At 59.1% G+C, this 25,096-nt stretch carries 20 protein-coding genes and 2 rRNA genes (1 of these 22 running past the window's edge); 10 read left to right on the top strand and 12 right to left on the bottom strand.

Going from position 1 to position 25,096, the window contains the following annotated elements:
* A 23S ribosomal RNA gene (locus JOE29_RS20410) occupies positions 1–501 on the top strand; it begins 2,393 nt to the left of the window's first position.
* Between the two features lie 158 nt (positions 502–659).
* Positions 660–775: ribosomal RNA gene (gene rrf, locus JOE29_RS20405) — 5S ribosomal RNA — on the top strand.
* A gap of 132 nt (positions 776–907) precedes the next feature.
* On the opposite strand, the gene JOE29_RS20400 is transcribed toward rrf, so the two are convergent.
* The 4 genes from JOE29_RS20400 to mksB all read right to left on the bottom strand — a co-directional run bounded on the left by JOE29_RS20400 (position 908) and on the right by mksB (position 7,119).
* Positions 908–2,155, bottom strand: coding sequence for a right-handed parallel beta-helix repeat-containing protein (locus tag JOE29_RS20400; protein ID WP_103362987.1), 1,248 nt, complete (start codon positions 2,153–2,155; stop codon positions 908–910).
* Positions 2,156–2,328: 173 nt separating this feature from the next.
* Complete coding sequence (gene mksF / locus JOE29_RS20395; protein ID WP_003391215.1) at positions 2,329–5,148, bottom strand: Mks condensin complex protein MksF; 2,820 nt, start codon at positions 5,146–5,148, stop codon at positions 2,329–2,331.
* Positions 5,145–5,852, bottom strand: a complete 708-nt coding sequence (gene mksE, locus JOE29_RS20390) for an Mks condensin complex protein MksE (RefSeq protein WP_003319438.1) — start codon at positions 5,850–5,852, stop codon at positions 5,145–5,147. The genes mksF and mksE overlap by 4 nt, the downstream gene beginning before the upstream one ends.
* Positions 5,842–7,119: an Mks condensin complex protein MksB gene (gene mksB, locus JOE29_RS20385; RefSeq protein WP_003404706.1), complete on the bottom strand. Its 1,278-nt coding sequence runs from the start codon at positions 7,117–7,119 to the stop codon at positions 5,842–5,844. Before mksB ends, mksE begins: the two co-directional genes overlap by 11 nt.
* Positions 7,120–7,263: 144 nt before the next feature.
* On the opposite strand from mksB, the gene JOE29_RS20380 reads away from it, so the two are divergent.
* Both JOE29_RS20380 and rimI read left to right on the top strand, forming a co-directional pair.
* Positions 7,264–8,070 (top strand): energy transducer TonB, encoded by an 807-nt coding sequence (locus JOE29_RS20380; RefSeq protein WP_210079809.1) that lies wholly within the window; start codon positions 7,264–7,266, stop codon positions 8,068–8,070.
* Positions 8,063–8,518 carry a ribosomal protein S18-alanine N-acetyltransferase gene (rimI, locus tag JOE29_RS20375; RefSeq protein WP_003345934.1) on the top strand — a complete coding sequence of 152 codons (456 nt, stop codon included), beginning with the start codon at positions 8,063–8,065 and terminating at the stop codon, positions 8,516–8,518. The genes JOE29_RS20380 and rimI overlap by 8 nt, the downstream gene beginning before the upstream one ends.
* 9 nt (positions 8,519–8,527) lie before the next feature.
* Here rimI and JOE29_RS20370 read toward each other — a convergent pair whose 3' ends face one another.
* A complete protein-coding gene (locus tag JOE29_RS20370) occupies positions 8,528–8,932 on the bottom strand; it encodes a serine kinase/phosphatase (RefSeq protein WP_032659028.1) in 405 nt (134 codons plus the stop codon).
* A gap of 166 nt (positions 8,933–9,098) precedes the next feature.
* Between JOE29_RS20370 and can the strand changes: the two genes are divergently transcribed.
* Positions 9,099–9,737 (top strand): carbonate dehydratase, encoded by a 639-nt coding sequence (can, locus tag JOE29_RS20365; RefSeq protein WP_003345939.1) that lies wholly within the window; start codon positions 9,099–9,101, stop codon positions 9,735–9,737.
* 57 nt (positions 9,738–9,794) lie between these two features.
* Here can and JOE29_RS20360 read toward each other — a convergent pair whose 3' ends face one another.
* From JOE29_RS20360 to JOE29_RS20350, 3 genes are all read right to left on the bottom strand, one after another.
* A complete protein-coding gene (locus JOE29_RS20360; RefSeq protein ID WP_210079808.1) occupies positions 9,795–11,459 on the bottom strand; it encodes a methyl-accepting chemotaxis protein in 1,665 nt (554 codons plus the stop codon).
* 119 nt (positions 11,460–11,578) lie between these two features.
* A complete protein-coding gene (locus JOE29_RS20355; RefSeq protein ID WP_017277987.1) occupies positions 11,579–12,238 on the bottom strand; it encodes an HD domain-containing protein in 660 nt (219 codons plus the stop codon).
* 64 nt (positions 12,239–12,302) lie between these two features.
* Positions 12,303–14,324 carry an acyltransferase family protein gene (locus JOE29_RS20350; RefSeq protein WP_210079807.1) on the bottom strand — a complete coding sequence of 674 codons (2,022 nt, stop codon included), beginning with the start codon at positions 14,322–14,324 and terminating at the stop codon, positions 12,303–12,305.
* A 257-nt stretch (positions 14,325–14,581) separates the two neighbouring features.
* Here JOE29_RS20350 and JOE29_RS20345 point away from each other — a divergent pair, with 257 nt between their 5' ends.
* From JOE29_RS20345 to JOE29_RS20335, 3 genes are all read left to right on the top strand, one after another.
* Positions 14,582–14,926 (top strand): zinc ribbon domain-containing protein YjdM, encoded by a 345-nt coding sequence (locus JOE29_RS20345; protein WP_210080027.1) that lies wholly within the window; start codon positions 14,582–14,584, stop codon positions 14,924–14,926.
* 108 nt (positions 14,927–15,034) lie between these two features.
* Complete coding sequence (locus JOE29_RS20340) at positions 15,035–15,466, top strand: thiol-disulfide oxidoreductase DCC family protein (RefSeq protein WP_003414902.1); 432 nt, start codon at positions 15,035–15,037, stop codon at positions 15,464–15,466.
* A 268-nt stretch (positions 15,467–15,734) separates the two neighbouring features.
* Positions 15,735–16,943 (top strand): sugar transporter, encoded by a 1,209-nt coding sequence (locus tag JOE29_RS20335; protein ID WP_096133942.1) that lies wholly within the window; start codon positions 15,735–15,737, stop codon positions 16,941–16,943.
* 66 nt (positions 16,944–17,009) lie between these two features.
* On the opposite strand, the gene pcsA is transcribed toward JOE29_RS20335, so the two are convergent.
* Both pcsA and JOE29_RS20325 read right to left on the bottom strand, forming a co-directional pair.
* Complete coding sequence (gene pcsA / locus JOE29_RS20330) at positions 17,010–17,729, bottom strand: phosphatidylcholine synthase (RefSeq protein WP_003421621.1); 720 nt, start codon at positions 17,727–17,729, stop codon at positions 17,010–17,012.
* Positions 17,730–17,815: 86 nt separating this feature from the next.
* Complete coding sequence (locus JOE29_RS20325) at positions 17,816–19,828, bottom strand: alkaline phosphatase D family protein (protein ID WP_032659014.1); 2,013 nt, start codon at positions 19,826–19,828, stop codon at positions 17,816–17,818.
* 256 nt (positions 19,829–20,084) lie between these two features.
* Between JOE29_RS20325 and JOE29_RS20320 the strand changes: the two genes are divergently transcribed.
* Positions 20,085–21,725, top strand: a complete 1,641-nt coding sequence (locus JOE29_RS20320) for a methyl-accepting chemotaxis protein (protein WP_210079806.1) — start codon at positions 20,085–20,087, stop codon at positions 21,723–21,725.
* Between the two features lie 8 nt (positions 21,726–21,733).
* Here the strand turns inward: JOE29_RS20320 and JOE29_RS20315 are convergent, their stop codons facing one another.
* Positions 21,734–22,171, bottom strand: coding sequence for a GNAT family N-acetyltransferase (locus JOE29_RS20315; RefSeq protein ID WP_004402488.1), 438 nt, complete (start codon positions 22,169–22,171; stop codon positions 21,734–21,736).
* An 81-nt stretch (positions 22,172–22,252) separates the two neighbouring features.
* Complete coding sequence (locus JOE29_RS20310) at positions 22,253–23,446, bottom strand: diguanylate cyclase (RefSeq protein WP_210079805.1); 1,194 nt, start codon at positions 23,444–23,446, stop codon at positions 22,253–22,255.
* Between the two features lie 301 nt (positions 23,447–23,747).
* On the opposite strand from JOE29_RS20310, the gene JOE29_RS20305 reads away from it, so the two are divergent.
* Complete coding sequence (locus tag JOE29_RS20305; RefSeq protein ID WP_003429063.1) at positions 23,748–25,061, top strand: PAS domain-containing methyl-accepting chemotaxis protein; 1,314 nt, start codon at positions 23,748–23,750, stop codon at positions 25,059–25,061.
* Positions 25,062–25,096 lie beyond the last annotated feature (35 nt).

Genomic DNA, 25,096 nt, shown 5'->3' with positions numbered 1-25,096 from the left:
TGTATGGAAGGGCCATCGCTCAACGGATAAAAGGTACTCCGGGGATAACAGGCTGATACCGCCCAAGAGTTCATATCGACGGCGGTGTTTGGCACCTCGATGTCGGCTCATCACATCCTGGGGCTGAAGCCGGTCCCAAGGGTATGGCTGTTCGCCATTTAAAGTGGTACGCGAGCTGGGTTTAGAACGTCGTGAGACAGTTCGGTCCCTATCTGCCGTGGACGTTTGAGATTTGAGAGGGGCTGCTCCTAGTACGAGAGGACCGGAGTGGACGAACCTCTGGTGTTCCGGTTGTCACGCCAGTGGCATTGCCGGGTAGCTATGTTCGGAAAAGATAACCGCTGAAAGCATCTAAGCGGGAAACTTGCCTCAAGATGAGATCTCACTGGAACCTTGAGTTCCCTAAAGGGCCGTCGAAGACTACGACGTTGATAGGTTGGGTGTGTAAGCGCTGTGAGGCGTTGAGCTAACCAATACTAATTGCCCGTGAGGCTTGACCATATAACACCCAAGCAATTTGCGTCGAATGAGCAGATTGCGGTGACTGTGAAGATGACACGAACCGAAAGTTTGCGTCACGAACGACACCTGAAACAGCTTGCTATCACATACCTGATTTGCTGAAGCGCGCCGCAGGGCACGATTCGGTACCCGAATTTCTTGACGACCATAGAGCATTGGAACCACCTGATCCCATCCCGAACTCAGTAGTGAAACGATGTATCGCCGATGGTAGTGTGGGGTTTCCCCATGTGAGAGTAGGTCATCGTCAAGATTAAATTCCAGAAACCCTCATCGCTTACGCGTTGAGGGTTTTTGTTTGTCTGGGGTTCCAGAAACCTCTGCATTCTCTATCTGGCTCATCTCATTGCAATGCAGCCGCATTGGCGCCAGATACCCCCAAGGTTTAGTGAAACGCCCCCATCCCTGCCAGTCTGCTGCCCGCTCGCAGGTGGAAGCTGCGCAGCACCGGCAGGCTTCCGTCCGGCTGACGTGGCGCATCCCATCCCGTCTCCGAGACATCTTCAAAGTCTGCTTCGGTTACCGGCGTTGGCAATGTCCAGGAGTTGTGTGCCATATCCAGTCCTTCGGTGTTAACGGTCAAGCGTCCCTTGTAGGCGATGTTGTTGAACAGGTTACCGAGAGGGATCAGCGAACCATCCGGGGCGATACCTGCCATGTTGTAGTTCACGCCATTTGCAAAAGCCGTGTTGTTGATGAAGTCCAGTGCCAGGGTATGGTGATTGGCATAGAAACCAGCGGACTTATTGTCGAAGGCAACGGAATTACGGACGATGTGTTTCACGCCGTCAGGCACATACTTGCCTCCGTAGCCGCCGGCTTTGATGCCATTACCATTGCCTGCTTCAAGTTTTGTGCGCGTGCCAGGCAGGTAGCCCTGCTGCCATGCCCATGAGCTCTCGATGGTCACTGGCGAAAAGGCATTGATCAGGTCAAAGCCGTCGTCGGAATTGGCCCACGCTCTGCAACCTCGGAATACATTACCTGGATGGCCTGCCTTGATATGTGCACCGAAGCCGTCTGCACTCTGACCTGCGCCGTTTGAGGTGTAAGGATCGTAGTTGTGGTGAGAGTCGGTATTCAGCACCAGGTTATAACCGCCGTTCTGAATGAACAGGCCGGGTCCCATATTGTGATGCAGATTGAGTTGCTCGAAGGTATTGTGGCTTCCGCTGTTCCAGATGCCCCATGACTCGTGGTTGAGATGGTTTTCGGGCTGTTGCGGTACGCCGGTCACCTCCAGCCCCTTCAGGTGTAGCCAGCTACCGGTAACGTTGAAGCCTTTGACGCGACAATCGTCTTTCATGGCCGAGAAATCGAAAACCGGTGTTTCGCCCGGATAGGCCCAGTAGCGTATGGGTTTGTTTTCGCTGCCGCTGTTGTTCAGGGTGATGGCATTCACGGTGTCTGTACGGGTAGCGCAACGGTTGACGCCGGCTGTGTAGGTATAGACGCCGCCGCGAAAGTAAACCGTGTCGCCGGCTTTTGCGGCTTGCTGCGCGCGCATGATGGTGCGCAACGGTGCACCTTTGGTACCCGCAGCGTGATCATCGCCATTGGGGGCCACGTAGTAGTCAGTTGCCTGCGCTGTTGCAGCAACGGCCAGCAAGACCGTCAGCAATATCGTTCTCATGGGGTCACTCCAAGCTTGCCTGGTGTAATCGTATGCGTGTTCGCTGCACCTCATTATGAATTCGATGAATAAAGAGTCTGCCCGCCGGAGGCCTGCAACAGGGCCTCACTCAATTCAAAGACAATAAAAAAGGCCGCATTCTCATGCGGCCTTCTGACGGCAACTTAAAGCGCTTACGAGGCCAGTTCCGGGACCTCTGGTTTCACATCGTCACGACGCTGAATGTATTTCCAGTCCGCTTCATCAATGTAGATGCCGTTGGGTCCGCTGCCGCCTTCCAGGTCGATGGCAACGTGAGCCGAGACCTGTGGCTTCACACTGGCCAGAATTGGAACGAAGCCCAGTTGCAGGCTGGTTTCCAGCAGGGCTGCCTGATTCTTCTCGTCGATGTCTGCGGCTTCGTCGAGGTAGTAAGGCAAACGCACCCGACCAGCCTGATCGCGATCCATCAAGTGCAGCAGCAGGTACATGTTGGTCAATGCCTTGATGGTCATCGTGGTGCCGTTGGAGGCAGCCCCATCGATATCGGTGTGGATAACCGGCTGACCGTTGACCTTGGTGATTTCGAATGCCAGCTCGAACAGGTCCTTCAAGCCCAACTGGTTGTGGTTGGCAGCCACAAGCCGGGCCAGATATTCCTTGGCTTCTTCGTTCTTGTTGTCCTGCTCTGCGCTCTGGCTCAGGTCGAAGACCGACAGCGTCTCGCCTTCCTCGTACTGCCCGGCGCTGTGGATGATCTGGTCGATGTGCTTGAGCGCTTCCTTGTTAGGGGCGAGCACAATACGGAAGCTTGCCAGGTTCGAGACCTGACGCTTGTTGATCTCGCGGTTGAACAGCGCCAGTTGATGCTCAAGGCTGTCATAGTCGCTACGGATATTGCGCAGGGTACGTGCGATATCCGTGACCGCAGCGCGACGAGCCTTGCCCAGCGTAAGTGCTTCGTCGGTACGGTGCGCGTAGGCATTGATCAATAGCTGCAGGCGACGCTCCATGTCGTCCTCGCTGTCGAACTTGGCCACACCCTTGAGGCGAACCTGTGCGTACAGCGCCTCGATCTGTCCATCGCTGCGCAACAGACCCTGCCAGCTGTCCTGGTAGTCGTTGAGCAGCGGCAACAGGTTATCCATGGAGTCGTCGATCGGGTCCATGAACGGTGTGCCGAATGGCAGATCCGCAGGCAGCAACTGACGGCGACGTAGCGCATCGTCCAGCGTACGTTGCTTGGATTCCATATCGCCGATCTGACGTGCGATCAATTGCAGCTTGGCGGACAGTTGCTGCACGCGCTCGGTGAACGCGTCGCTGGAGCGTTTCAGTTCATCCTGAGCGGCTTCCATCTGCGCCAGTTCTTCCAGTTTGGTGGATTCCTCCGCGCTCAAGGTCTGGCAGCGGCGGAAGTCTTCAAGCGCCTTTTGAGCATCCAGCACCTGCTGATACAGCGCTTCGGTCTGGGTCTTGCTCGCCGAACGGTCGGCAGCGACAGCCTGCTGGGTTTTCAGTTGTTTGAGTTCTTTCTCCAGTCGCTCTTTCTGATCGCGCAACGCGGCACGATCGGCCAGCGCCTGCAGGGCAGGAGGCTCGATGCTCGACAGGTTGATCGTCAGCCCCGGTACCGCGAACTGATCGCCCTTGAAGCCGTCCAGAATGGTCTCCAGCGATTTGACCCACGCATCGCCATCATCCAGCGCAATGCCTTGCTCACCCAACGGCAGGCTGAACAGCGCGCTGTTGAACAGACGCATCAGACGTTCTACGTCCGGCTGGGAAAACTCTTCACGCAGACGGGCATAGCTGTTGTTGTCCGCATGATCAAGCTGCTGCTTGACCGACTTGAGGCGTTTTTCCAGATCACGCAGACGCTCGTCCAGGTCTTCGGCGCTGAACTGCCGGGACTGGGCCAGCGCACCGGCCAGCTCATCGTGAGCGTCCTTGGCGGCGAGCAGCTGTTGCTCCAGCACCTTGACGTCATCGACCAGCGCAAAACGGTTTTTCAGTACCGACAGCTCGCCGACCCAGCGCTGGATGCTGCTGATCTCGCGCTCCAGGCGCATCAGTTCCTGAGTGCTGCTGCGCTGATCGTTCTGCATCTCATCCTGCTGGGCACGGTAATGCTCGGCCTGAATGACCAGCTCTTCCTTGCGCGCACCGGAGTAATCCGACCAGGTGCCGAGCAGTGAATCGAGGATCGGTGACAGACGATGCAGCTTGCCGCGCAACACATCGCGCTGCTTGACGCCAGCGGCCAGCGCCTCGACCAGGGGACCCGCCAGCACCAGCGAGTTGTAGTCCTGTTCCATACGCCGCACATCGCGGAAGGCTTCTTCACAGGCGGCAATATAGTCGACGCTGCCCGAACGCAGGCTGTGCTCGAAAGCATCCAGAAACAGCTGCTTGAGTTTGGCGGCGGTGATTTCACGCATGTGCAGCAGGTTGATGAACAGTGCGCGGAAGGTCTTGAGGCTCTGCTCGCTGGTGGAGCGCAGCGGGATCAAGGTCAGGTCCAGCGGAATCGACGTGTGCCCGCCGACCAGCAGACGGCGCAGTTCGTCAGGCTTGAGCTCGTAGGCTTTCAGGCCTTGGCTTTCCAGGTTGCTGAACAGCTCTTTCTGACGCAGGCAGGTGTCGTTCTTCTGGTAATGACCCAGATCCAGCTCGCCGGCATAGGCGAAGAACTGGTGGCCGAAGCCGCCGCCCGGACCGCGACCCACGACGCCGATGACATGCGGGCCGTGAGGCAGGGAAACTTCCACCAGAATGTAGCTGGTGTCGGAGGCGAAGTAGAAGCGCCGCGATTGTTCCAGACTGTACTTGCCGAAGCTCATGTCCGACATGCGCGCCAGAATCGGGAATTGCAGGGCGTTGATCGAGGCGCTTTTACCGAGGTTGTTCGCGCCGTATACCGACAGCGGATTTTCCAGCGGGAACAGGCCAAGGCTGTAACCGGCAGTGTTCAACAGGGCAAAGCGGCGGATGCCATAACGTTCCTGGCTCATGTGTCCATCTCCTGTCGTTGCTCATCGGCGATTGCCCGGGCCAGCGCCTCTTCCTCGGTCTCTTCGCCGAATTCAGCCAGGTCCAGCGGGTCATCGGTTTCCAGCAGCTTCTCGTCGCTGTCGTCATCGATGAGCACAGGCGTCGGCAGGGGCAGGGCGCTATGCAGGCTGGCGGCCAGATCGCGGTCCTGTTGCACCGACAGGCACACATCGAGAAAACGGTGCATCGGCGGCAGGAAGCGGTAGATACCCACTTCCTCACTGGCAAAGCCCAACTGCGTCATGCGGCGCATGATCTTTTCTTCGAGCTCTTCCGGGGTCTGTACTTCAGCCTGGAGAAACAGGTCGCGGTACTTTTCCAGCATCGAAGGCAGCTCGTCGCGGCCCAGGCTGCCACCGTCGAGCACCGACATGGGGTCACGGCCCTGATCTGCCAGATGTTCAACGAGGATGAAGGTGAACAGCGCCAGGCGCTGGGCGGTCTTGTTGACCTGCGCAGCAGCCAGTTCAGGCACGAAATAATAAAAGCCACGCGTATCGCAGACCAGTTCGAAGCCCAGTGCCTTGAACAGCGTGCGGTACTGGTCCTGGCAATTGGAGAGCTGGGCGTACAGCTCCGGGTCGCGGCGGCTGATGTGATAGCCCTTGAACAGCTCGCGAAAGATCGGCGCGAGCTGGGACATTTCGGATAGATCAAGATGCATGAACGGTGCTCTCGGAATGCTCGGCCTGCTCGTCTTTTGCAGCGAGCAGGGCAAAGGAGCGCAGGCTGACGCGGTGCTCCCGGGTGAAATATTCGCGACGCTCGAGGCGTTCACGGGCGAAGCGCTTGTCGCGCGACAAGCGCGAGAACCAGTAGAGCAGCTCGTCGGTTTCGCCGGTCGGCTCCTGCTCCAGCAACCAGACCATCAGGTCAGGCATCGGCAAGGCGTCTTCGCAGCGCTCGAGCATCTCCTTGACCGTACGCGGTGCGCGTGGCGCCTGGCCCTTGCGGGTGCCGCTGGCCTTGGGGAATCTGGCGGGTTTGGGTTCGAAGCGCGCCAGGGCATACACGTAAGCCTCGACCTGACTGGCACTGCCCAGAAACGTGCTTTGCGGACGGGTAAACATCGGCATGGCAGCCTGAGGCACCGCATCCAGCCCCTTGCGGCGAATGGCAGACAAGGCCAGCGCCGCGCCGCGTGTAACCGCGTTATGGCGACGCGCTTCTTCACGCAGTGGCAGCAGCAGTTCGCGCGCATGGCGCAAGGTCAGCTGGGCGCTGGTCTGCATTTCCAGAATGCGCGCATGGGTACGCAGCAGCATGTCGTCGTCGACCAGGTGACCGAGACGTTGTTGCTCGGTCAGCAGGCGCAGCAGGACGTTTTCGACCTTGCGCACGCCCTGCTCGAACGCACCGTCTGCGTTGACCAGTTGAATCATCGGCTCGACGTATTCGTCCCACGTCGCCAGCACTTCGGCATAACGCTGGCGCAACGGGATCTGCCGGTCACTGGTCTTGGCCCGGTCGGCCACGGCGACCAGCGCCTGTTCGTCGTTGGCGAGCTTCTTGAGTACGTCGCGCACGCGCATGTCCAGCAGGCGCAGCTGTCTGGCCAGGTCGTTGGCGTCGCGAACCTCGAACGCGTCCTGAATGTAGCCGGCCAGTCGCTCCAGGTGGCGCAGGTAGGCTTCGATTTCCAGGCACAGGCCCAGACGGTGCTCGCGGCGCAGGTACGACAGGAAGTCATGGATCTGTGCATTGAGCTCGAAACGGTTCGGGCTTTTCGCGACGGGCACCAGAATGTCCAGACGGATCCACACGTCCAGCAGATTGGTGATGTCTTGCGGAGTGCTGTCCTGCTGCTGAGCGCCCAGTTGCAGGCGCAGCTCGCTCAGGCTCAACGTACCCTGGTCGAAATGTTCGCATAAGGGCTCAAGAAGCGCCCAGTGCTCGGCAAGGGCGCGCAGAACGCGCTTGGGTTCGATCATCGTTAGGCCGACTGTTGGCAAGTGAAAAGCGGCAATTGTACTGCATCAGCCGACTGATATTTCACCTGCGGGCGATATGCTGCAGCGCAAAAAGGCGAACAACGCTAGAATTGCGCGCTTAACTTATCCACAGGTGGCTGACCCTTGCTCAACGAGTCCCGTCGCCGCGCTTATTTGACTGCCATGCAGGTGGTCAACTGGCTGCCGCGCACAGAACTGCCATTCGCCGCGCCGTCGCGTCCGCAACTGCTTATGCCGTTGCCGCCGCCGGTCGAGGTGCAACGTGTCGCGCTTGCTGCTTCGCCAGCGGAGCACACTGCGCCTGCCGAAACGTCGAACGTCGAGCCGATTGCCCGGCAGCCCGAGCGTCCGAGAGTCGAGGTGCCGCGCCCCTCACTGGCCAGCACGCGCACAGCCACCCCGGCCGCCGAAGAGTCCGAGCCGGCGCCGCCCAAGGCGCCGGTGGTACCGCCACCGCGCTTTGCCCTGCAATTGTTGCGCGCCGGACGCTGCCTGTTACTGGTCGAACTCACCACGGGTCAGCCGTTTCAGAGCCGTGATCCTTCCTACCTGCTGCTCAAGGACATGCTGCGCGCCGCCGGTCTGCCCGACAGCCCGCAGATCATCGGCGAGCCCGTGCGCTGGCCGTTGCTGGTCCGCGGCCAGATGGACCAGGGCCCGGAAGCTGCGCGAGATTTCGTGCAGGGCTTCGTCGGGGCGCGGCTCGAGGACGAGCCTTGTGCCTGCCTGTGGCTGATCGGTCTGCCGTCGATTAAGTACGCCGGTGAAGCCGATGCCGAGTCTTACCACCGTGAACTGCAGATTGAAGGTCTGGGCACTGCCTGGGCGCTGCCAGGTCTTGAATTACTGATGGACGAGCCTGAGCGCAAGGCGGATGTCTGGAAAGCCATGCGTCGGCTGATGACGCGCTGGAAATCGATCGATGAGTGATGCCGTAACCTTCCGCCGTATGACCGAAGCCGACATGGACGCAGTGCTGAAAATCGAATACGCAGCGTTCAGTCATCCCTGGACACGCGGCATCTTTCTCGACGGGCTCAAGTCCTATGAGATCTGGTTGATGTTCGAGGGCGCGCAGCAGGTCGGACACGGCGTCATTCAGGTCATCATCGACGAAGCGCACCTGCTCAACATTACGGTCAAACCTGAAAATCAGGGGCGGGGTCTTGGCCTGTTACTGCTCGACCACCTGATGAAGCGCGCTTACCAGCTCAATGCACGAGAATGCTTTCTGGAGCTGCGTGACAGCAACCGCCCAGCCTATCGTCTGTATGAAAACTACGGTTTCAACGAGATAGGCCGGCGTCGTGACTACTACCCGGCATCCGACGGCGGCCGTGAAGACGCAGTGGTCATGGCCTGCACGCTGCTGGACTGAGTGTCCGGATCAGCGCTGGTTGCCGTCCAGCGGGTCGACGATTGCCAGTTCTTCTTCGTCCAGGCCGTTGCCACCGCCAATGTCATCTTCATCGACGACCGTAACATCCAGGTCGGCCGGGAGGTCTTCGCCTGGCTCGTTGGGTGAGCGGGCGCCGTCTTCATGGATCAGGGTTTCCGGAGACAGATCATCGTCGGTCGAATGATGGTCATCGGTGGAAGCCCCCGTGAGGCCTGCTTCGCGCACTCGCTGATCCGGAATTTCATGTTGCAGCTCGCCTTCAGGGATAAGATCGCCGATACGGCCCGGTTCTTCCTCGTCGAAATCGAGTGTTTCCATGGAGCCCATGCGGTCTTCGTTATCGTCGATAGGTTCCGGTTCGGTAGCACCAAACGGGCGGCGTGAATCGTTCATGAGAAATCCTCATTTCAGGTGGTCGTAAAAAGTGGACCGACCGTGACTTTGAAGATTCCTTTTTGTTGACGACAGGCATTCGTAACGCGTGGCATCACAGCGTGACTTGAAGGATCGGACACCAGTCCAAGGCTGGGCATCATTATCGAGATCGAGGCGTCAAAGCATGAACGAGCTACAAGACCTGATTGATAACAATGCACGCTGGGCCGATGCGATAAAGCAGGAAGACCCTGAGTTCTTCGCCAAACTGGCCCGCCAGCAAACCCCTGAGTTCCTGTGGATCGGTTGCTCCGACGCACGCGTGCCGGCCAACGAAATCGTCGGCATGCTGCCGGGTGATCTGTTCGTTCACCGCAACGTGGCCAACGTCGTACTGCACACCGACCTTAACTGCCTGTCAGTGATTCAGTACGCAGTGGACGTGTTGAAGGTCAAACACATTCTGGTCACAGGCCACTACGGTTGCGGCGGCGTGCGTGCGTCCATGCAGGACCGCCAGTTCGGCCTGATCGACGGCTGGTTGCGCACGATTCGTGACCTGTATTACGAAAACCGCGAGTTGTTGGCCAAACTGCCGACCGAGGAAGAGCGCGTCGACCGCCTGTGTGAATTGAATGTGATTCAGCAAGTGGCCAACGTCGGTCACACCAGCATTGTGCAGAACGCCTGGCACCGTGGGCAGAGCCTGTCTGTGCATGGCTGCATCTACGGCATCAAGGATGGCCGCTGGAAAAGCCTCGACGTAACCATCAGCGGCTTCGAGCAACTGCCGCCGCAGTACCGCCTGCGTCCGCAGGACTGATAGCCGTTGTTCGCCAGCCAGCCTCTTGTTGCAGGCTGGCTGGCGAGTTTCAACCCATCACAACACGAAACGCTGCACCATCAGGTTCAGATCATTCGCCAGCATCGACAGTGCGTTACTCGCGACGGTGGTCTGCTGCGCGCCTGAAGCGGTCTGGCTGGACAGCTCGCGAATACTGCTGAGGTTGCGGTCCACTTCAGTCGCCACCTGGGCCTGCTGTTCTGCGGCACTGGCAATCAGCAGGTTGCGGTCGTTGATGGTGGCGGTTGAATGAATGATCACTTGCAGGGCTTCGCCGGTCGAGGCGGCCTGTTCCATCGTCAGGTTGGCCTGCGTCGCCGTGTGGCGCAGCGAGCTGGCGGTTTGCTGGGTGCTTTGCTGCACGCCGCTGATCAGCCCTTCGATTTCCGCGGTGGAGGCACTGGTGCGTTGCGCCAGTGAGCGGACTTCATCGGCCACCACGGCAAAACCACGCCCGGCTTCGCCTGCACGAGCCGCTTCGATAGCCGCGTTCAGCGCCAGTAAATTGGTCTGATTGGCGATTGCACGAATCACATCGAGGATGCTGCTGATGCTCTGGGTACGTTCGGCCAGCCCTTCAGCCTGATGCGACGAATCCAGCACATTTTCGGTCAGCTCCTTGATCGACAGAATGGTTGCCGAGAGCTTGTCCTGCCCTTGTGCTGCCGCCCGGGTCGACGCCTCCGATTCGGTCACGGTATTGCTGGCGTTGCCTGCCACTTCGATGGCCGCCTGGCTCATCTGATTGACCGCGACAGCGGCCTGTTCGATTTCAGTGTTCTGCAATTGCAGATTGAGCGCACTGGCTTCGGCGATGCTGCCCATCTCCTGAACCGACTGCGACAACTGCGTCGCCGCTGCGTAGATCTGGTCGATCGTAATGTGCAGGTTGGTGCGCATGCGCCCGAGGGTGATCAGCAATTGCGCGGTCTCGTCCTTGCCGTCCGGTATCGGGTGCTCGCTCAGGTCGCCATCGGCAATGGTGCTGGCGATGTGTAAAGCCTGGCGCACCGGGTGGATGATGCTGACGCTCAGGCGCCAGGCCAGCAACAGGGTCAGTGCCAGAACCAGGCCGATGGCGCTCAGCGCAATGATCCGTGTTTGTTCATAGCTGGCACCTGCGGCCTCTACGGCGGCGGCCGCACTTTGTTTGTTCAGCTCCCGCAACAGTTGCACCTGCATGTCCATCAGGTCGCCTTGCAGCGAGAGCATGGTGTTGGCCAGCATCCTGGCCTCGTCCAGCTTGTTCTGCTCGATCAGTGCGATCTGATTCTGCAAACCGGGCATGAAAGCCTTGTAGGCATCCTGCAACGCGACAATGGAGTCATGCTCAGTGCCCGACTGGACACGCGCCAGGTATTCCGAGAAGCCTTTCTCGACCTCGTTCCTGAGTTGCTCGACATTGATCTTGCTGTTGATGACGGCGCCCGGATCGTCGGCGTTGGCGATCAGACGGGTGGTTTCGCTGCGCAGCTTGACCAGGCCGATGGCGATGGCATCGGCGGTGGCGATACTGGGCAGGGCGCCGCTCTCGACTGCCTCACCCTGGGTGCGGATCGCTTGCATCTGCAACAGGCAGAACGCGCCAAGCGCGACCATCAACAGGGAGGTTATGGCAAAGCAGATGACCAGGCGCAGGGTGATTTTGAAGCGGCGCAAGAGTGTTGTCGTTGTGGCTTGCCGGCGTAGGAAACGAGGCATCAATCTTTTCACGGCACACAACCCCTATAAACACGCGGACCTTCTCGGAGAGCCGTTTATAGGGCAATTGTGTGATGTCTTTGTGACATCTACTGAATGATGGGTGATCAGCCGACGATTCATGGCTGCAGGGGAGCAATTTCCTCCATCAGTTCATCCAGAAAGCGCTTGACCCGGTGGTGCCGGGCTTTCGCCAGCTGTGCGCCGGTAGCGGTCTGAAAACCGTCAGCCAGTTGCAGCAGCTTGGTGTGGAAGTGGTCGACGGCGAAATTCAGGTCGTCATAGGGGCGCTGGCTGGCATACGGATCATTCGGGTCGTAGAGCGCTCTGCCGAGGCGCCCTGACACGTAGAAGGTGCGGGCCACACCGATCATGCCCAGCGAGTCCAGACGGTCGGCGTCCTGCAGTATTCTGGCCTCGAGGGTCAACGGCGTGATCGCCGCCGAGAAGCTGTGCGCTTCGATGGCGTGGGCGACGGAGGCGATGCTCTGCTCATCCCACCCCATCTCGGTCAACAATTCGCTGGCCCGCGCCGCCGCCAGTCGCGATGCGCTGGCGCGAAACGGCGAGTCTTTCTCGACCGAAACGCAGTCATGCAGCAGCGTTGCCGCAATCAGCACACGGGCATCGCCGCCTTCACGGTCACGAATGGCGCAGACGTTCTTCCAGACACGCAGCAAGTGCGAGACATCGTGCGAGTCGTCGATTTTCTCTGCGTGGGTGTGGGGTATCAGCAGGTTGGCCAGATCCTCGAAGGGGGTGAAGCTGGCGGCGGTCATGCGGTGGTCCTCGGAGGCTGGGCAGGCATCAGCATTACAGACAATGCCGCCTGATAAAACCCTGTCACTGGTCAAGAATATGGCTGATCTGGCCGGCAAGCAGCCCCGCACCTCTGGCGTTGAGGTGGTTGAAGTCCTTGTAATACGAATGCAGGTCGCCGATCAGGCATTGCCTGTCCTTGCAGAAGGCGTCATCCAGCGTGATCAGGCTGATGTGTTTTGACTGGCTGGCACGCAGGAACAACTGGCGGGTGAAACGCTGCAACAGGTCGTGTTTTTCCACCGGCACCGACAGTTCGCTGACCCGCTGCAAGGCTTGCGCATCGTCTTCCGAAGCGTCCCGCGCCAAGCGATAGTAGAGACTTTCAGGGTTGATCATTTGCTGCGGCACCTGCGCGATGATGAACACCTCGGCGCCGATACTGCGGTAGGCCTCGATCGTGTGTTCAAGGGCCTGGCTGAATACCCTGCGCGAGGTTTCGCGACTTTTCTCCGGATCGGCGCGCGAGGTCAGGAAATACGTGCTCATCGTCCTCTCGCTGTAATCGTCGCCGGTATACAGCGTCCAGCGCGCCACCAGCACGACCTTTTTGATCCGCTGCTGTTTCACGTATTCGAATTCCCGTTCGGCCAGCGCCTCGCAGACCCCGGCAGCGTAGTTGCCGTTGGCCACGTCCACGCTGAGCAAAGGCAGGCAGCCGCCCAGACCGATATGCGCGAGGGTTCTGCCCTGATCCCGGGCGGCGGCGTCGAACGTCGATAACAGCGCTTCGGAATGGCTGTCGCCGAACAGCGCCATGTCCGGTACTGCCTCCTTGTCAGCAAGGCCGAACAGGCAAAAGTCGACGTTGCCGCTCTTGCCGTCCAGAGGCTGGTCGCATTTGTCGCGTATCAACGGGTCGGCGAATGCTTGATGCAGCTCCGGGTCGACAGCGAAGCGCTGGGGAAAGCCGTTATTCACATAGCCAACCAGCCCCAGCGCGATAAACAGCGTCGAGGCAGCGCCTGCCGTGGTGAAAATCTGACGGCGATTGAAGGTGCCGGCCTTGCGAAACGGCTGCTCGACGAAACGCCAGCTCAGCCAGGCCAGCGCCAGAGACACAAGGGTAAGCGCCAGCATGAGTGGCAGGCCTGGCTCATTCAGGTTGTACTGGCGGGCAAAGGCAAAGACGGGCTGATGCCACAGGTAAGCGCTGTAGCTGAGCATGCCGATCGCGACGGGCGCACGTGAACTCAGGGCGCTCCCTACCCAGGTCTTGCCATGGGCGAAGACGATGATCAACACCGCACCCAGTACCGGCACCAGCGCATTAAGACCGGGGAAGGGCGTGCTGCTGTCGAAACCGACCACGGCATAACCGATCAGCGAAATCCCCAGTAAAGTCGCCGCCTGATCGACAACGCTCGCGCGCCCGATGCTGCGCGGTCGCCAGGCAAAGTAGAAGGCGATGAACGAGCCCGCCAGCAATTCCCAGGCACGTGCCGGCAGCAGATAAAACGCGTTGCTGGTGGCTTGATGGGCGCCCAGTTGCGCCAGCGCCAGGCTGGCCAGGGCGAGGACGATCAGCAGCCCAATCAGCCGCTTGCGGCCCAGGCCCCAGGCCAGCATCAAGAGCAGCGGGAAGAACAGGTAGTACTGTTCCTCCACCGCGAGCGTCCAGGTATGCAACAGCGGTTTGAGTTCTGCCGTGGCGTCGAAATAGCCGCTTTCCAGCCAGAACAGCACGTTGGATGAAAAGGTCGGCACCGCCACCAGGCTCTTGGCGAAGTATTTCAGGTCAGACGGATCGAGCGTCAACCACGCGACAGGCAGGCAGATCAGCATCACCACGAACAGCGCAGGCAGGATGCGCCGCGCACGTCGTTCATAAAAGTTGATCAGCGAGAACCACCCTCTGATCTTCTCCGCGATGATGATCGAAGTGATCAGATAGCCGGAGATCACGAAGAAGATATCGACGCCCACGAATCCGCCGCTGAACAGCGGCAAGCCCGCGTGGAACAGAATGACCGGGATGACCGCGAGCGCGCGCAGACCATCGATCTCGGGCCGATAGCCGAGTGCCGGGTTGTGAGGGATGCCCATGTGATGTGCTCATGCAGTAAGTGGCAAGAGACGGTAAATGCACGCTGCAATAGCTACCGCCAACGCGAGGCGCAGGGGTCGTGTACGAAGAGGGCGAAGAGGAGTGGCCGGACAGAGCGTGCTGTATTTTTTAGTTCAGGTCCTCGCTTCTGTCCAATGACTGAAGCAGGTTTATGACGACAGATCGGTCTCTTCCCACCTGAAACGGGAAAAGCCCTTTATAATGCATGGTTTTACCCCTCCTCGATGCGAGAACCATTGTGAGCTTACCGTCCTGCCCGAAATGCAATTCCGAATACACCTACGAAGACGGCAGCCTGCTGATCTGCCCGGAATGCGCCCATGAATGGTCTGCCGACGCCGCTGGCCCCGATGCGTCCGACGACGTGAAAGTCATCAAGGACTCAACGGGCAACGTGCTGCAGGACGGCGACACCATCACGGTGATCAAGGACTTGAAAGTCAAAGGCTCCTCGCTGGTGGTCAAGGTCGGCACCAAGGTCAAGAACATCCGCCTGGTCGATGGCGACCATGACATCGATTGCAAGATCGATGGCATCGGCGCGATGAAGCTGAAGTCGGAGTTCGTCCGCAAGGTTTGATTCTGCCGGGTAATGGCTTTAGCCTGAACGCCTCGCCGGTCCTTCGACTGGCGGGGCGTTGATGTTTCCGGGCGCGCCAGGGCTGTTTTTCCTGAACAGGTGAATACCGTGCCGAACACCCCCGCCCCTTATTTGAAACCCGATGAATGTGTCGTGCTGTTCGATGGCGTCTGCAAGCTGTGCAATGGCGTGGTGAAGTTTCTGATTCGCCATGATCCGCATCGGCGTCTGCGCTTGGCCGCAGTGCAGTCGGAACAAGGTCAGGCGTTGCTGAAGTGGGCCGGTCTGCCGCTCGACGATTTTCATACCATCGCGGTTATCGTCAACAATCGGGTGTTCGTACGCTCGGACGCCTTTCTGCACATCATGGGGCTGTTGCCCGCGCCGTGGCCGCTGCTCAAAGTGCTGGGGATTTTTCCACGCTTCCTGCGCGACTGGGCCTACAACCGTATCGCGCTCAACCGATATCGCCTGTTCGGGCGCTATGATCACTGCCTGTTGCCGTCGCCCGAGCACCGGCAGCGCTTCCTTGACGGCTGACGACCGGCGGTCATTTGTAAAGTCTGTCAGGTACGCACGGGTTGTGATCCACTCTTGTGGTCCGTAGAATTCGTGTCATCTGGCTTCACTCCCCATATCCACAATAATCCACTTTGCACACTGCGCCCGATTCAGAAGGTCGAGCGGAGCGTTTTTGCGTTGGTTTTTCAGTGGGGCGAGCCGCGGTTTTGCATACAGGTGTCAGGCGTGCGTGTGCACGCGTGGCGGTCGGCCTTCGGGTCGGAACATTTTCAGGGCGTTGTGATTCTTGATAACTTCACCTCCAAACGAGCAGGCAGGTAGCTGGCTTGGCGTATTCGCGCTGGCCTTGGCGGCCTTCATTTTCAATACCACCGAGTTCGTGCCGATTGGTCTGCTGAGTAACATCGGTCAGAGCTTCGAGATGACCCCGGCCCAAGTCGGGCTGATGCTCACGATCTATGCCTGGGTTGTGTCGCTGATGTCGTTGCCGATGATGCTGGCGACGCGCAACATCGAGCGCCGCAAGCTGCTGATGTTCGTGTTCGGCCTGTTTGTGGTCAGCCACGTCCTATCCGCGATCGCCCCCAGCTTTGCGATCCTGCTGGTGAGCCGGGTCGGTATCGCGTTTGCACATGCGGTGTTCTGGTCGGTTACGGCGTCGCTGGCCGTACGCATCGCACCGCCCGGCAAGCAGGTTCAGGCGCTGGGCCTGCTGGCGACCGGTACGTCGTTGGCGATGGTATTGGGTATTCCGCTGGGCCGCGTGCTGGGTGAAGCCTTGGGCTGGCGGACGACCTTTCTAGGCATCGCCGGCATCGCTGCGCTGGTAGTCTTCCTGCTGGTTCGCGCGCTGCCTTTACTGCCCAGTCAGAACTCCGGTTCGTTGCGCAGCCTGCCGATCCTGTTCAAACGCCCACGGCTGATGGCGATCTACCTGCTGACTGCCATCGTGGTGACCGCTCATTTCACCGCCTACAGCTACATCGAACCGTTCACCCAGACCGTGTCACAGCTCAGCGGCGAAATGACCACAATTCTGCTGCTGGTCTTTGGCGGTGCCGGGATCATGGGCTCGATCATCTTCAGCCTGTTCAGCGACCGCTTCCCGAACGGGCTGTTGATCACCGCCATTGGGACGCTGACCCTGTGCCTGCTGATGCTGTTGCCGCTCTCCGGCGATGCTACGACGCTCGGCACGCTGACCATTATCTGGGGCATGGCGATCATGTGCTTCGGCCTGACCTTGCAGGCGCGCGTGCTGTCGCTGGCACCTGATGCGACCGATGTGGCGATGGCGCTGTTCTCGGGCATCTTCAATATCGGGATTGGCGGCGGCGCGCTGCTCGGCAGCGTGGTCAGCAGCCATCTCGGGGTTGCCAATGTCGGCATCGTCGGCGGCCTGTTGGCCCTGGGTGGGTTGGGTTTGTGCTGCTATACCACGCATTACTTCGGCAAGGTCCGGCCTGCTGCCGAGATGCAGGCCGAGAGCAAATAGGGCGCGCATAAAAAAGCTCGCTGACCGCGCAAGGCGTTCAGCGAGCTTTTTGGTCTGACTTGCAGGTCAGGCTTTAAGCCGACCGAGCCACTCCAGCGACGTTCTCCAGATACAAATCCCCAGGAAATACGCCGACATTGCCAGCCACAGCCCCATGACCACCGGGCCGTTGTGCGGATGGTTGATGATCAGCAGTGCGCTGGACAGCAACCATACGGTGGTCACCGCGATATTGAGCGGCATGAAGCGGCGCACGCGGAACGGGTGCAGGAACTTCATGCGGGTCATGGTCAGCAGCGCCAGGGCGATGATGGTGATGAACGTCAGCCATGGCGCCGGTGACAGAATGTAGAGGCACAATGCAACGACGTTCCAGGCGGCGGGGAAGCCCTGAAAGTAGTTGTCCTTGCTTTTCATGTCGACGTTGCAGAAGCAGAACAGCGACGAAACCAGAATGACCGAGATGCTCAGTAGCAGCGTGTAATCCGGCACCGGTATATAGCGGTAGATGAACAGTGCCGGGATGAACACGTAGGTCAGGTAGTCGATGACCAGATCCAGTACCGAGCCGTCGAAGTGCGGCAGTACCGACGTGGTGTTGACCTTGCGAGCCAGTGAGCCGTCGACTCCATCCACGATCAGGGCCGCGCCCAGCCATAACAGGCAGGCTTTGGGTTCGTTGTTGAACAAGGCAATGGTCGCCAGGAACGCAAGGACTACGCCGGTGGCGGTGAAGCCATGTGCCCCCCATGCGTTGAGTCTGGCTATGCGTTGATTGGTTATCACGGGGGCGCTCTCCAGGAAGTAATGCTTGCCAGGGTGTGCCGCAACCTGACCGGTAGCAACTATCGACCCGGCAATTGCCGATAAGTTTAGCGGTGACTATCCCTTGTTTCCCGGTTGTTTTCCAGAAAGCCACGCTCTTCGTCTGATCGCTGGTCTCTGTATTCTTCCGGTTCGACGAAACAGGTAGGCGCGTCACCGTTGGCATTGAGTTGGTTGATCAGGGTCGGCTGGCCCTGTTCATTGAACAGTACCTGCCCGACACCTGCCGAGTTCCATAAGCGTTCACCGGCCTTGCTGTGCTCGGGCGTGCGCGGAACAACCTTCATCAGGCGGCGCTTGGTGAACCAGTTAAGAGGTGAGCGGGGAGAGTATAACCAGCGATTCAGCCGATCAAAAGTGTCGAGTAAACGACGGGGGAATTCATTCTTGATGCCACTGCTGGTGATTTGCCAGATGTGAGGCCCGCCGCTGCGCTGGCGGATCAGGATTTCGTAGACGAACGAGTAATGCACATCGCCCGACAGGATCACATAATTGCCCGGGGTTCTGGAGTGGCGAAAGATGTTCAGAATCACGTTGGCAGCACCACGGTGCGCCATCCAGTTCTCCGCATCGACCAGCAACGGATAGCCACACCAGCTGAAGATACGTTGTATTGCCTCGATCAACTTGACACCGAAAACGGGGGCAGGTGAGACGATAATCGCCGATTTATGGTCGATCAGCTCCTGTTGCAGCTCACTGAGCGCTTCCCAGTCGAGCAGCCCGGACGGGTGATTGAAGTTCGACTCGCTGCGCCAGCGTCGGGTGCGGGTATCCAGTACCACCAGCGCCGGGCTGGTCGGTAGCACGTAATGCCATTGCTGAAACTTCAACAACTGATCAATCAACTGGTCCTGGGCCTGGCTGTCCAGCCAGTTGTCGTTGGACACGGCCTCGCTGCTCAGGGCATGAGCCTGTTTGACCAGCCCGTTGAGCGCATCCGGGTTATTGCCCCAGCCCTGACACAGCAGATAGGCAAGCAGGGCGTTACCGATGATGCGTTTGGAGAATGGATGGCCGTACGCCGTTTGCTCCCAGTTCGCCGACAGGTTCCAGTCATCGGTGATGTCGTGGTCATCGAAAATCATCATGCACGGCAGATGCGCCATCGCCCGTGCTACGCCGCCCAGGCCCTCGGCAAACGCCTCGACTAAGTGCTGCTCCTTGGCGTAGCGCTCGACTTCCCCGTCTTCCAGTTGGGGCCTGCCGGGTTCGATCAGGGTCCAGGGCGTCGGTGACCACACCAGCAGGTACATCGCCATGACTTCCGCCAGGGTGACCAGATGGTTATCCGCTGTGCTGCTGGTGAATACCGGCTTACTGGTGCCGCCGAAGAAGCGCTCGCGCAGTGTGTCGTTGCTTTTCAGGGCCGGCAGCAGGTCGGCACGCTGGTAATAGCTGGCCGGATGCGCATATAGACGAGGGCTGTCATCGACGATGGCACCGTCAAGTCGCTCGTCGAACAACCCCAGCCGTTCGATCAATACATGGATGGCGCGCAGCATCGGTCCGGCGACATCGTCGGCGTAGATCTGATCGCCGCTCATCATCAACAGCGCAGGACGTTGCAGCGGCTCCTTGATGTCGGCCAGCAGGCGGTCCACGCAGAGCAGACCTTCGGCCGCGCTGTGGTGCGGCTTGCGGCACGAGCCATGCAGCAGATGATCGATGCTGCTGCGCACCACGAAGTTCGGGTAACGGTGGCCCTCGTACAGCAGGTGCGGCGCCCATTCGGCAATACCGCCTTCGCCGTCCACCAGCAGGTCGTAATCGATCCAGGTGTCGCGAGGCAGTTCGGCGTCCAGTTGCAGGTCGATCAGGTGAATGAACGCATGGCGCCCAATTGCGATGACCTGACATTGACTGTCGTCGAGTACGTAATCGTTGAAGCCCGCAGTGGGGTCATCAGTAGCGGCATGACGCAGGCGCATTGTCAGGCGCAACGGACGAGACCCCACCAGCCACAACACCAGGCGGCTGGCTTCCTGACGGCGCAACAACGGGCCGGCAAGGATGGACGGCAGCGAAGTGAATGGTTCGATGGAAGAAGCGGACATCCTGACTCACGGCTCTGGGGGACACAGGCCGGGATGGTAACGCAACAGGCCTGGAAAGTTCTTGTTACGCCACGTGACTGCATGTTTCCGGACAGTGCAGGCAACGCGAAACGCCCGGCTCAACCGTGCTCATATGAAGACTTTGTTAACCGCCTGCAGAGTGCGCTGAAAATGCCGATATACACCTATGCAGAGGGCATCAGAATTCCATAAGGTTTTATGGCGTTATGCCATATTTGCTCATGAGGGTTCCGCTATGAAATGGTTTTACAACGCAAAGCTGTCCGCCAAGCTTTTTATGGCTTTTGCGCTGTGCGCGCTTTTCACCCTTGGGGTGGGCGTAATAGGCAGTCGCGGCATCAGTGCCTTGTCCGTCAGCCTTGATAACGTGTTTACCAACAGCCTGCTGTCGGTTACAAAAACAGGCGAGGTCAAGGCCTCGGTCATTGCTCAGAACCGTGATCTCTATCGTTTATTGGCCGCCATGGCAGGCAATGCGCCGCAAAGCGTCAAGGACGATATTCTCGCGAGCATGACCGCCAACAAGACTCAAGCTGAAAAGAGCTACGCCACCTACCGGGCTACGCCGCTTGACGATGACGAGCGCGCTGCCGGTGATCAGATGGACAGAGACTGGCCTGGCTATCAGGCACTCATCGAGCAAGCCAAAGGTGTTGCCCTGTCCGGAGATATTGCAGGGGCAAGAGCGATCATCGACGGTGATGTACGCAGCGGTTACCTGAAGGTCATGGATCAACTTACCACCATCGTCAACTCCAATAATCGTCAGGCAGGGGAGGCTGCTGTAGCTTCCGACCAGACACAGGACGCTGCGCAACGAAATCTGTACATCGGCATAGGTTTGTCATTCTTTGCTGCGTTTGTGATGGGCCTGTTCATCAGTCGTGCCATCAGCACGCCAATCAACACTGCGGTGACCAATGCCCGGCGAATTGCAAGCGGTGACCTGACCCTGCCGATTGTCAGCCAGTATCACGACGAAGCTGGCATGATGCTGGTTGCCCTGAGCGATATGCAGGACAACCTGAAAAGCACGATCGGGCAAATATCCAGCGCTGCCGACCAGTTGGCCTCGGCTGCTGAAGAGCTGAATGCCGTGACTGAAGAAAGCAGTCGCGGTCTGATACGTCAGAACGATGAGATTCAGCAGGCCGCTACGGCTGTGAACGAGATGACCGCTGCGGTCGAAGAGGTCGCGCGTAACGCCATGTCGACGTCGGAAGCGTCCCGACAGACCAGCACCGACGCGGCTGCCGGTCGTGATCAGGCCCGCGATGCGGTGAATGCGATCAATACCGTCAGTGCCGAGATCAGCAGTTCGACCACCATGGTCGAAGAGCTCGCCGGGCGCGTCCGTGAGATCGGGCAGGTACTGGACGTGATCCGTGGGATCGCCGAGCAGACCAATTTGCTGGCCCTCAACGCCGCCATCGAGGCTGCGCGTGCAGGTGAGCAGGGTCGCGGCTTTGCGGTGGTGGCAGACGAAGTGCGGGCGCTGGCTGCCCGAACCCAGGCGTCCACCGGCGAAATCGAAACCATGATCGGCAGTGTCCAGGCCAGCGCCGATCAGGCCGTGCGGGCCATGGGCAACAGCCGCACCCTGGCCAGCAACACGCAAACCCTGGCTCAAGCCACAGGGCAGTCGCTGGAGCGCATTGCGCAGAGCGTCGCCGAGATCAACGACCGCAACATGCTGATAGCGACGGCCTCTGAAGAGCAGTCCCACGTTGCGCGTGAGGTTGATCGCAACCTGGTCAACATTCAGGATCTCTCCGCCCAGACCGCCGCAGGTGCCAATCAGACCAGTGCTTCAAGCCAGGAACTGTCGCGTCTGGCCATTTCCTTCAACAATCTGGTGGGCAGGTTCAAGGTCTGACGCAAGTCTCAGGCCGTTGTGTTCGGCAGGCGCTTCTGGAAAAAGAAGCGCTTGTTGCCGGGCGGATAGTCGTCAATCTGGCCAAACTCGGTGTAACCGTGGCGGCGATAGAAATCGGGGGCCTGGAAGTCGAAGGTATCCAGCCAGATTCCCGTGCAGCCCTTTTCAACCGCCAGATCCTCGGCCATCTGCATCAAACGCGAGCCCATGCCTTGCCCACGGGCTTGTTCCGGCACGACCAGCAGCTCGATGAACAGCCACTCATAAAAAATGCGAGCGTGCAGCCCGCCGAGTACTTCCCGGGTTTGATCATCGCGAATGAACATCGCCACTTTCTCGGACTTGCCGTCGCCCGCCTGCTCGGCGTTGAAACGTTTCAGTGGTTCCAGAATCGCCAGACGATCCTCTTCCGTAGGGTTGGTATTGACGTCAATGTGAACGCTCATGCGATGGCTCCCAGCCTGGGTGTGCACCGAGATTAAAGTGGCAGGGGCATGGCGTAAAGCAGGATCCTGCGGGATGTCATTTCACGCGAAGCACACGCAATTACGTCCGGCACGCTTGGCTGCATAGAGGGCATTGTCAGCCGCGCCAATCAGGTTCTCGGCACTGGTCATAGGCGCTGTCGCACACGCCACGCCGAGGCTGACGGTGACCAGCGCGTTTTCGCCGAGCACCGGGTGCGGCAACTTGAGTTCGGCAACCGAGGTCTGCAGTGCCTCGGCCACTTCTCTGGCCTGCACGGGATTGCCGATCATCAACACCAGCACCTCTTCGCCGCCGAACCGGAACGCCACAGCACCATGGTCATGCGCGCTTTGCTGGACTTTCTGACAGAGCAATCTGAGGCAGGTATCCCCTTGCGGATGCCCGTAGTTGTCGTTGTAGGATTTGAAGTGGTCGATGTCCAACAGGATGATGGCCACGTTCTCCGGCGTATTGCGAGCGTGCTCCCAGACTGATGTCATCACTTCGTCCTGGTAGCGTCGGTTGAACAGCCGGGTCAACCCATCGGTACGCGCGAACTCCATCAGTTGCACTTGAAGCAGGCGTCCGCGAAGCGCAAACAGGTAGCTCATACGGCCTGCCCGCTCCAGAAAGTAGGAGGCCATCAGCAGCAATGCCACGGTCGAGACGAACAACACAGCGTTGGCCTGCCAGATCACAAAGTCGGCGAAGCTGGCAATGTAGGTAGTCGCCAACTGGATGATCAGCATGCAGGACATGGCGACAGCGGCATGGCGCAACGGCAATTGCTGGATCATGGTGCAGTAGACCATGATCAACAGCATGCCGAGTTGATAAAAGATTTGATAAGGGCTGTTGCTGTGAATCATCACCAGCAGTGGCATGAGCGAGCACGCTACCGTGGCGAATGCAGCGATGGTTTCCAACGCCCAGCGCGTGGAAACCCGTTGGGCCAGCGTCAACAGCGCGATAAACATCGGCGTTATCAGGCACAGACGGCCCACGGCTACATAGAAAAATACATCCCGCAGTATCAGCCAGTCGCTGATCAGGAACAGGTTGTAGATCAGACAGCCGCCAATCCCTACCGCCGTCAGGAATTCGCGCCGCGGCAGCCGGGTTTCTTCCTGGTAGCGTTTCTCAAGAACACGGCTGAAGCGCAACGAGCCGACACCTGAAGTGATCGTCTGCTCGACCTCGGCAAGGAGTTGCGCATCTTCAAGGCTGGGGCGTTCAAGGGCAGAAACGAGCATGTGACACCGGGACATTAACATCGAGAAACATAGGACATCACGGATGATGTCTTAGTGCTATCAATGTATCGTGTCGCCAGTCCAAAGTCGACCGGTGGTGGCTAACGGCGTGGCCTGGGTGACAAATGGGCGGGCTGTCATCACTGAAAACATCTCGCAGCAATGCGCGAGATGGCCTTTAGAGGAGCGTTTTTTCTGTCGCAACCGCCCTGTAATTCAATCTGCCACCATCAGACGAAATGCCTTAAACCCGTCTACGCTTGTGTCGATATATACGTACAACCTCACTATGGGTGCCGTCATGTTCAACGCTCGCTTGAAAAAGGAATTACAGGCACAAAAGGCCGAGTTATCCATGTACCGGCAGATGCAGAAAGGGATGGATGCGCAAATGGTCTGTCTGACTCTGGACGCCAACCACCACATCGTCCACGCCAACGAGAACTTTCTCAATACGCTTGGCTACTCGCTCGAGCAATTGCTGGGTAAGGACCTGGACCACTTGGTGCCCACTTACGTCAAACAGCTTGATTGCTATCGCAGTCTCAAAGTGGCGGTGCAGAAGGGTGAGTCGGTCATCGACAGGTACCGTTTTCTGCATGCCGATGGCCGACTGGTTTGGATTCGCGCCCTCTGGCAGCCGGTGCTGGATGAGCAGGGCAGGCTGATGACGTTGCAATGCTACGGATCGGACATCACCCAGATCGTCGAAACGGCTGCCGAGAACTCTGCGTTTATTCAGGCATTGTTGCGCTCCACCGCCGTGATCGAGTTCAACCTGAGCGGCCAGGTACTGACTGCCAACGATCAGTTCCTGCGCGGCATGGGTTACAGCCTGGCGCAGATCAAGGGTAAGCATCACAGTATGTTCTGTGATCCGGCAGAAACCTCTCAAGCGTCGTACCGGGAATTCTGGGCGATGCTCAACCGTGGCGAGTTCGTGGCCGGACGCTTCAAGCGTATCGATAGCAACGGGCGTGAGGTCTGGCTGGAAGCAACCTACAACCCGGTCCACGATGCTCATGGCAGGCTCTACAAAGTGGTCAAGTTCGCCACAATGGTGACCGACCAGGTGGCCCGCGAAGAAGAAGTCAGTCAGGCCGCCAGCGTAGCGTTTGAAATCTCCCAGCAGACCGACGTCAGCGCCCAGCGCGGCGCGGACGTGGTGCAAAACACTGTCCAGACCATGCGCAAGATTTCCGAAGAAATGCAGACGGCCTCCTCGGGCATTGAAGCGTTGGGCAAACAGTCACTGCTGATCAATTCCATCGTGCAGACCATTGGTGGCATTGCCCAGCAAACCAACCTGCTGGCGCTCAACGCTGCCATCGAGGCCGCGCGTGCCGGTGAACAGGGCAGGGGCTTTGCCGTGGTGGCTGACGAAGTCCGCCAACTGGCAGGCCGCACAAGTGCCGCAACCGAAGAAATCGTCAGCGTCGTGCAGCAAAACCAGGCGCTGGCCGATGAGGCGGTACGCGGTATGGCCAACAGCCGCACCCAGGCGGAACAGGGACTGGTACTGGCCAACGAGGCCGGTGCGGTGATCGTCGAGATTCAGGAGGGGGCCAAACAGGTGGTGGGCGCCGTGGGGCGGTTTGCCAATCAGTTGAAGTAATCCTGCTGTGCCCTTGTTGCATGGCGCAAACGCCT

Origin of the sequence: Pseudomonas sp. PvP009 (genome assembly GCF_017832995.1) — a bacterium.
GTDB lineage: Bacteria > Pseudomonadota > Gammaproteobacteria > Pseudomonadales > Pseudomonadaceae > Aquipseudomonas > Aquipseudomonas syringae.
The sequence above is the reverse complement of the archived record's forward strand: the minus strand, read 5'-3'. Positions and strand labels throughout refer to the sequence as shown.

Excerpts from the sequence above, each read along its gene's own strand:
- JOE29_RS20400 (WP_103362987.1), bottom strand. The coding sequence starts at position 2,155 with ATGAGAACGATATTGCTGACGGTCTTGCTGGCCGTTGCTGCAACAGCG.
- mksF (WP_003391215.1), bottom strand. The coding sequence starts at position 5,148 with ATGAGCCAGGAACGTTATGGCATCCGCCGCTTTGCCCTGTTGAACACT.
- mksE (WP_003319438.1), bottom strand. The coding sequence starts at position 5,852 with ATGCATCTTGATCTATCCGAAATGTCCCAGCTCGCGCCGATCTTTCGC.
- mksB (WP_003404706.1), bottom strand. The coding sequence starts at position 7,119 with ATGATCGAACCCAAGCGCGTTCTGCGCGCCCTTGCCGAGCACTGGGCG.
- rimI (WP_003345934.1), top strand. The coding sequence starts at position 8,063 with ATGAGTGATGCCGTAACCTTCCGCCGTATGACCGAAGCCGACATGGAC.
- JOE29_RS20370 (WP_032659028.1), bottom strand. The coding sequence starts at position 8,932 with ATGAACGATTCACGCCGCCCGTTTGGTGCTACCGAACCGGAACCTATC.
- can (WP_003345939.1), top strand. The coding sequence starts at position 9,099 with ATGAACGAGCTACAAGACCTGATTGATAACAATGCACGCTGGGCCGAT.
- JOE29_RS20360 (WP_210079808.1), bottom strand. The coding sequence starts at position 11,459 with ATGCCTCGTTTCCTACGCCGGCAAGCCACAACGACAACACTCTTGCGC.
- JOE29_RS20355 (WP_017277987.1), bottom strand. The coding sequence starts at position 12,238 with ATGACCGCCGCCAGCTTCACCCCCTTCGAGGATCTGGCCAACCTGCTG.
- JOE29_RS20350 (WP_210079807.1), bottom strand. The coding sequence starts at position 14,324 with ATGGGCATCCCTCACAACCCGGCACTCGGCTATCGGCCCGAGATCGAT.
- JOE29_RS20325 (WP_032659014.1), bottom strand. The coding sequence starts at position 19,828 with ATGTCCGCTTCTTCCATCGAACCATTCACTTCGCTGCCGTCCATCCTT.
- JOE29_RS20320 (WP_210079806.1), top strand. The coding sequence starts at position 20,085 with ATGAAATGGTTTTACAACGCAAAGCTGTCCGCCAAGCTTTTTATGGCT.
- JOE29_RS20315 (WP_004402488.1), bottom strand. The coding sequence starts at position 22,171 with ATGAGCGTTCACATTGACGTCAATACCAACCCTACGGAAGAGGATCGT.
- JOE29_RS20310 (WP_210079805.1), bottom strand. The coding sequence starts at position 23,446 with ATGCTCGTTTCTGCCCTTGAACGCCCCAGCCTTGAAGATGCGCAACTC.
- JOE29_RS20305 (WP_003429063.1), top strand. The coding sequence starts at position 23,748 with ATGTTCAACGCTCGCTTGAAAAAGGAATTACAGGCACAAAAGGCCGAG.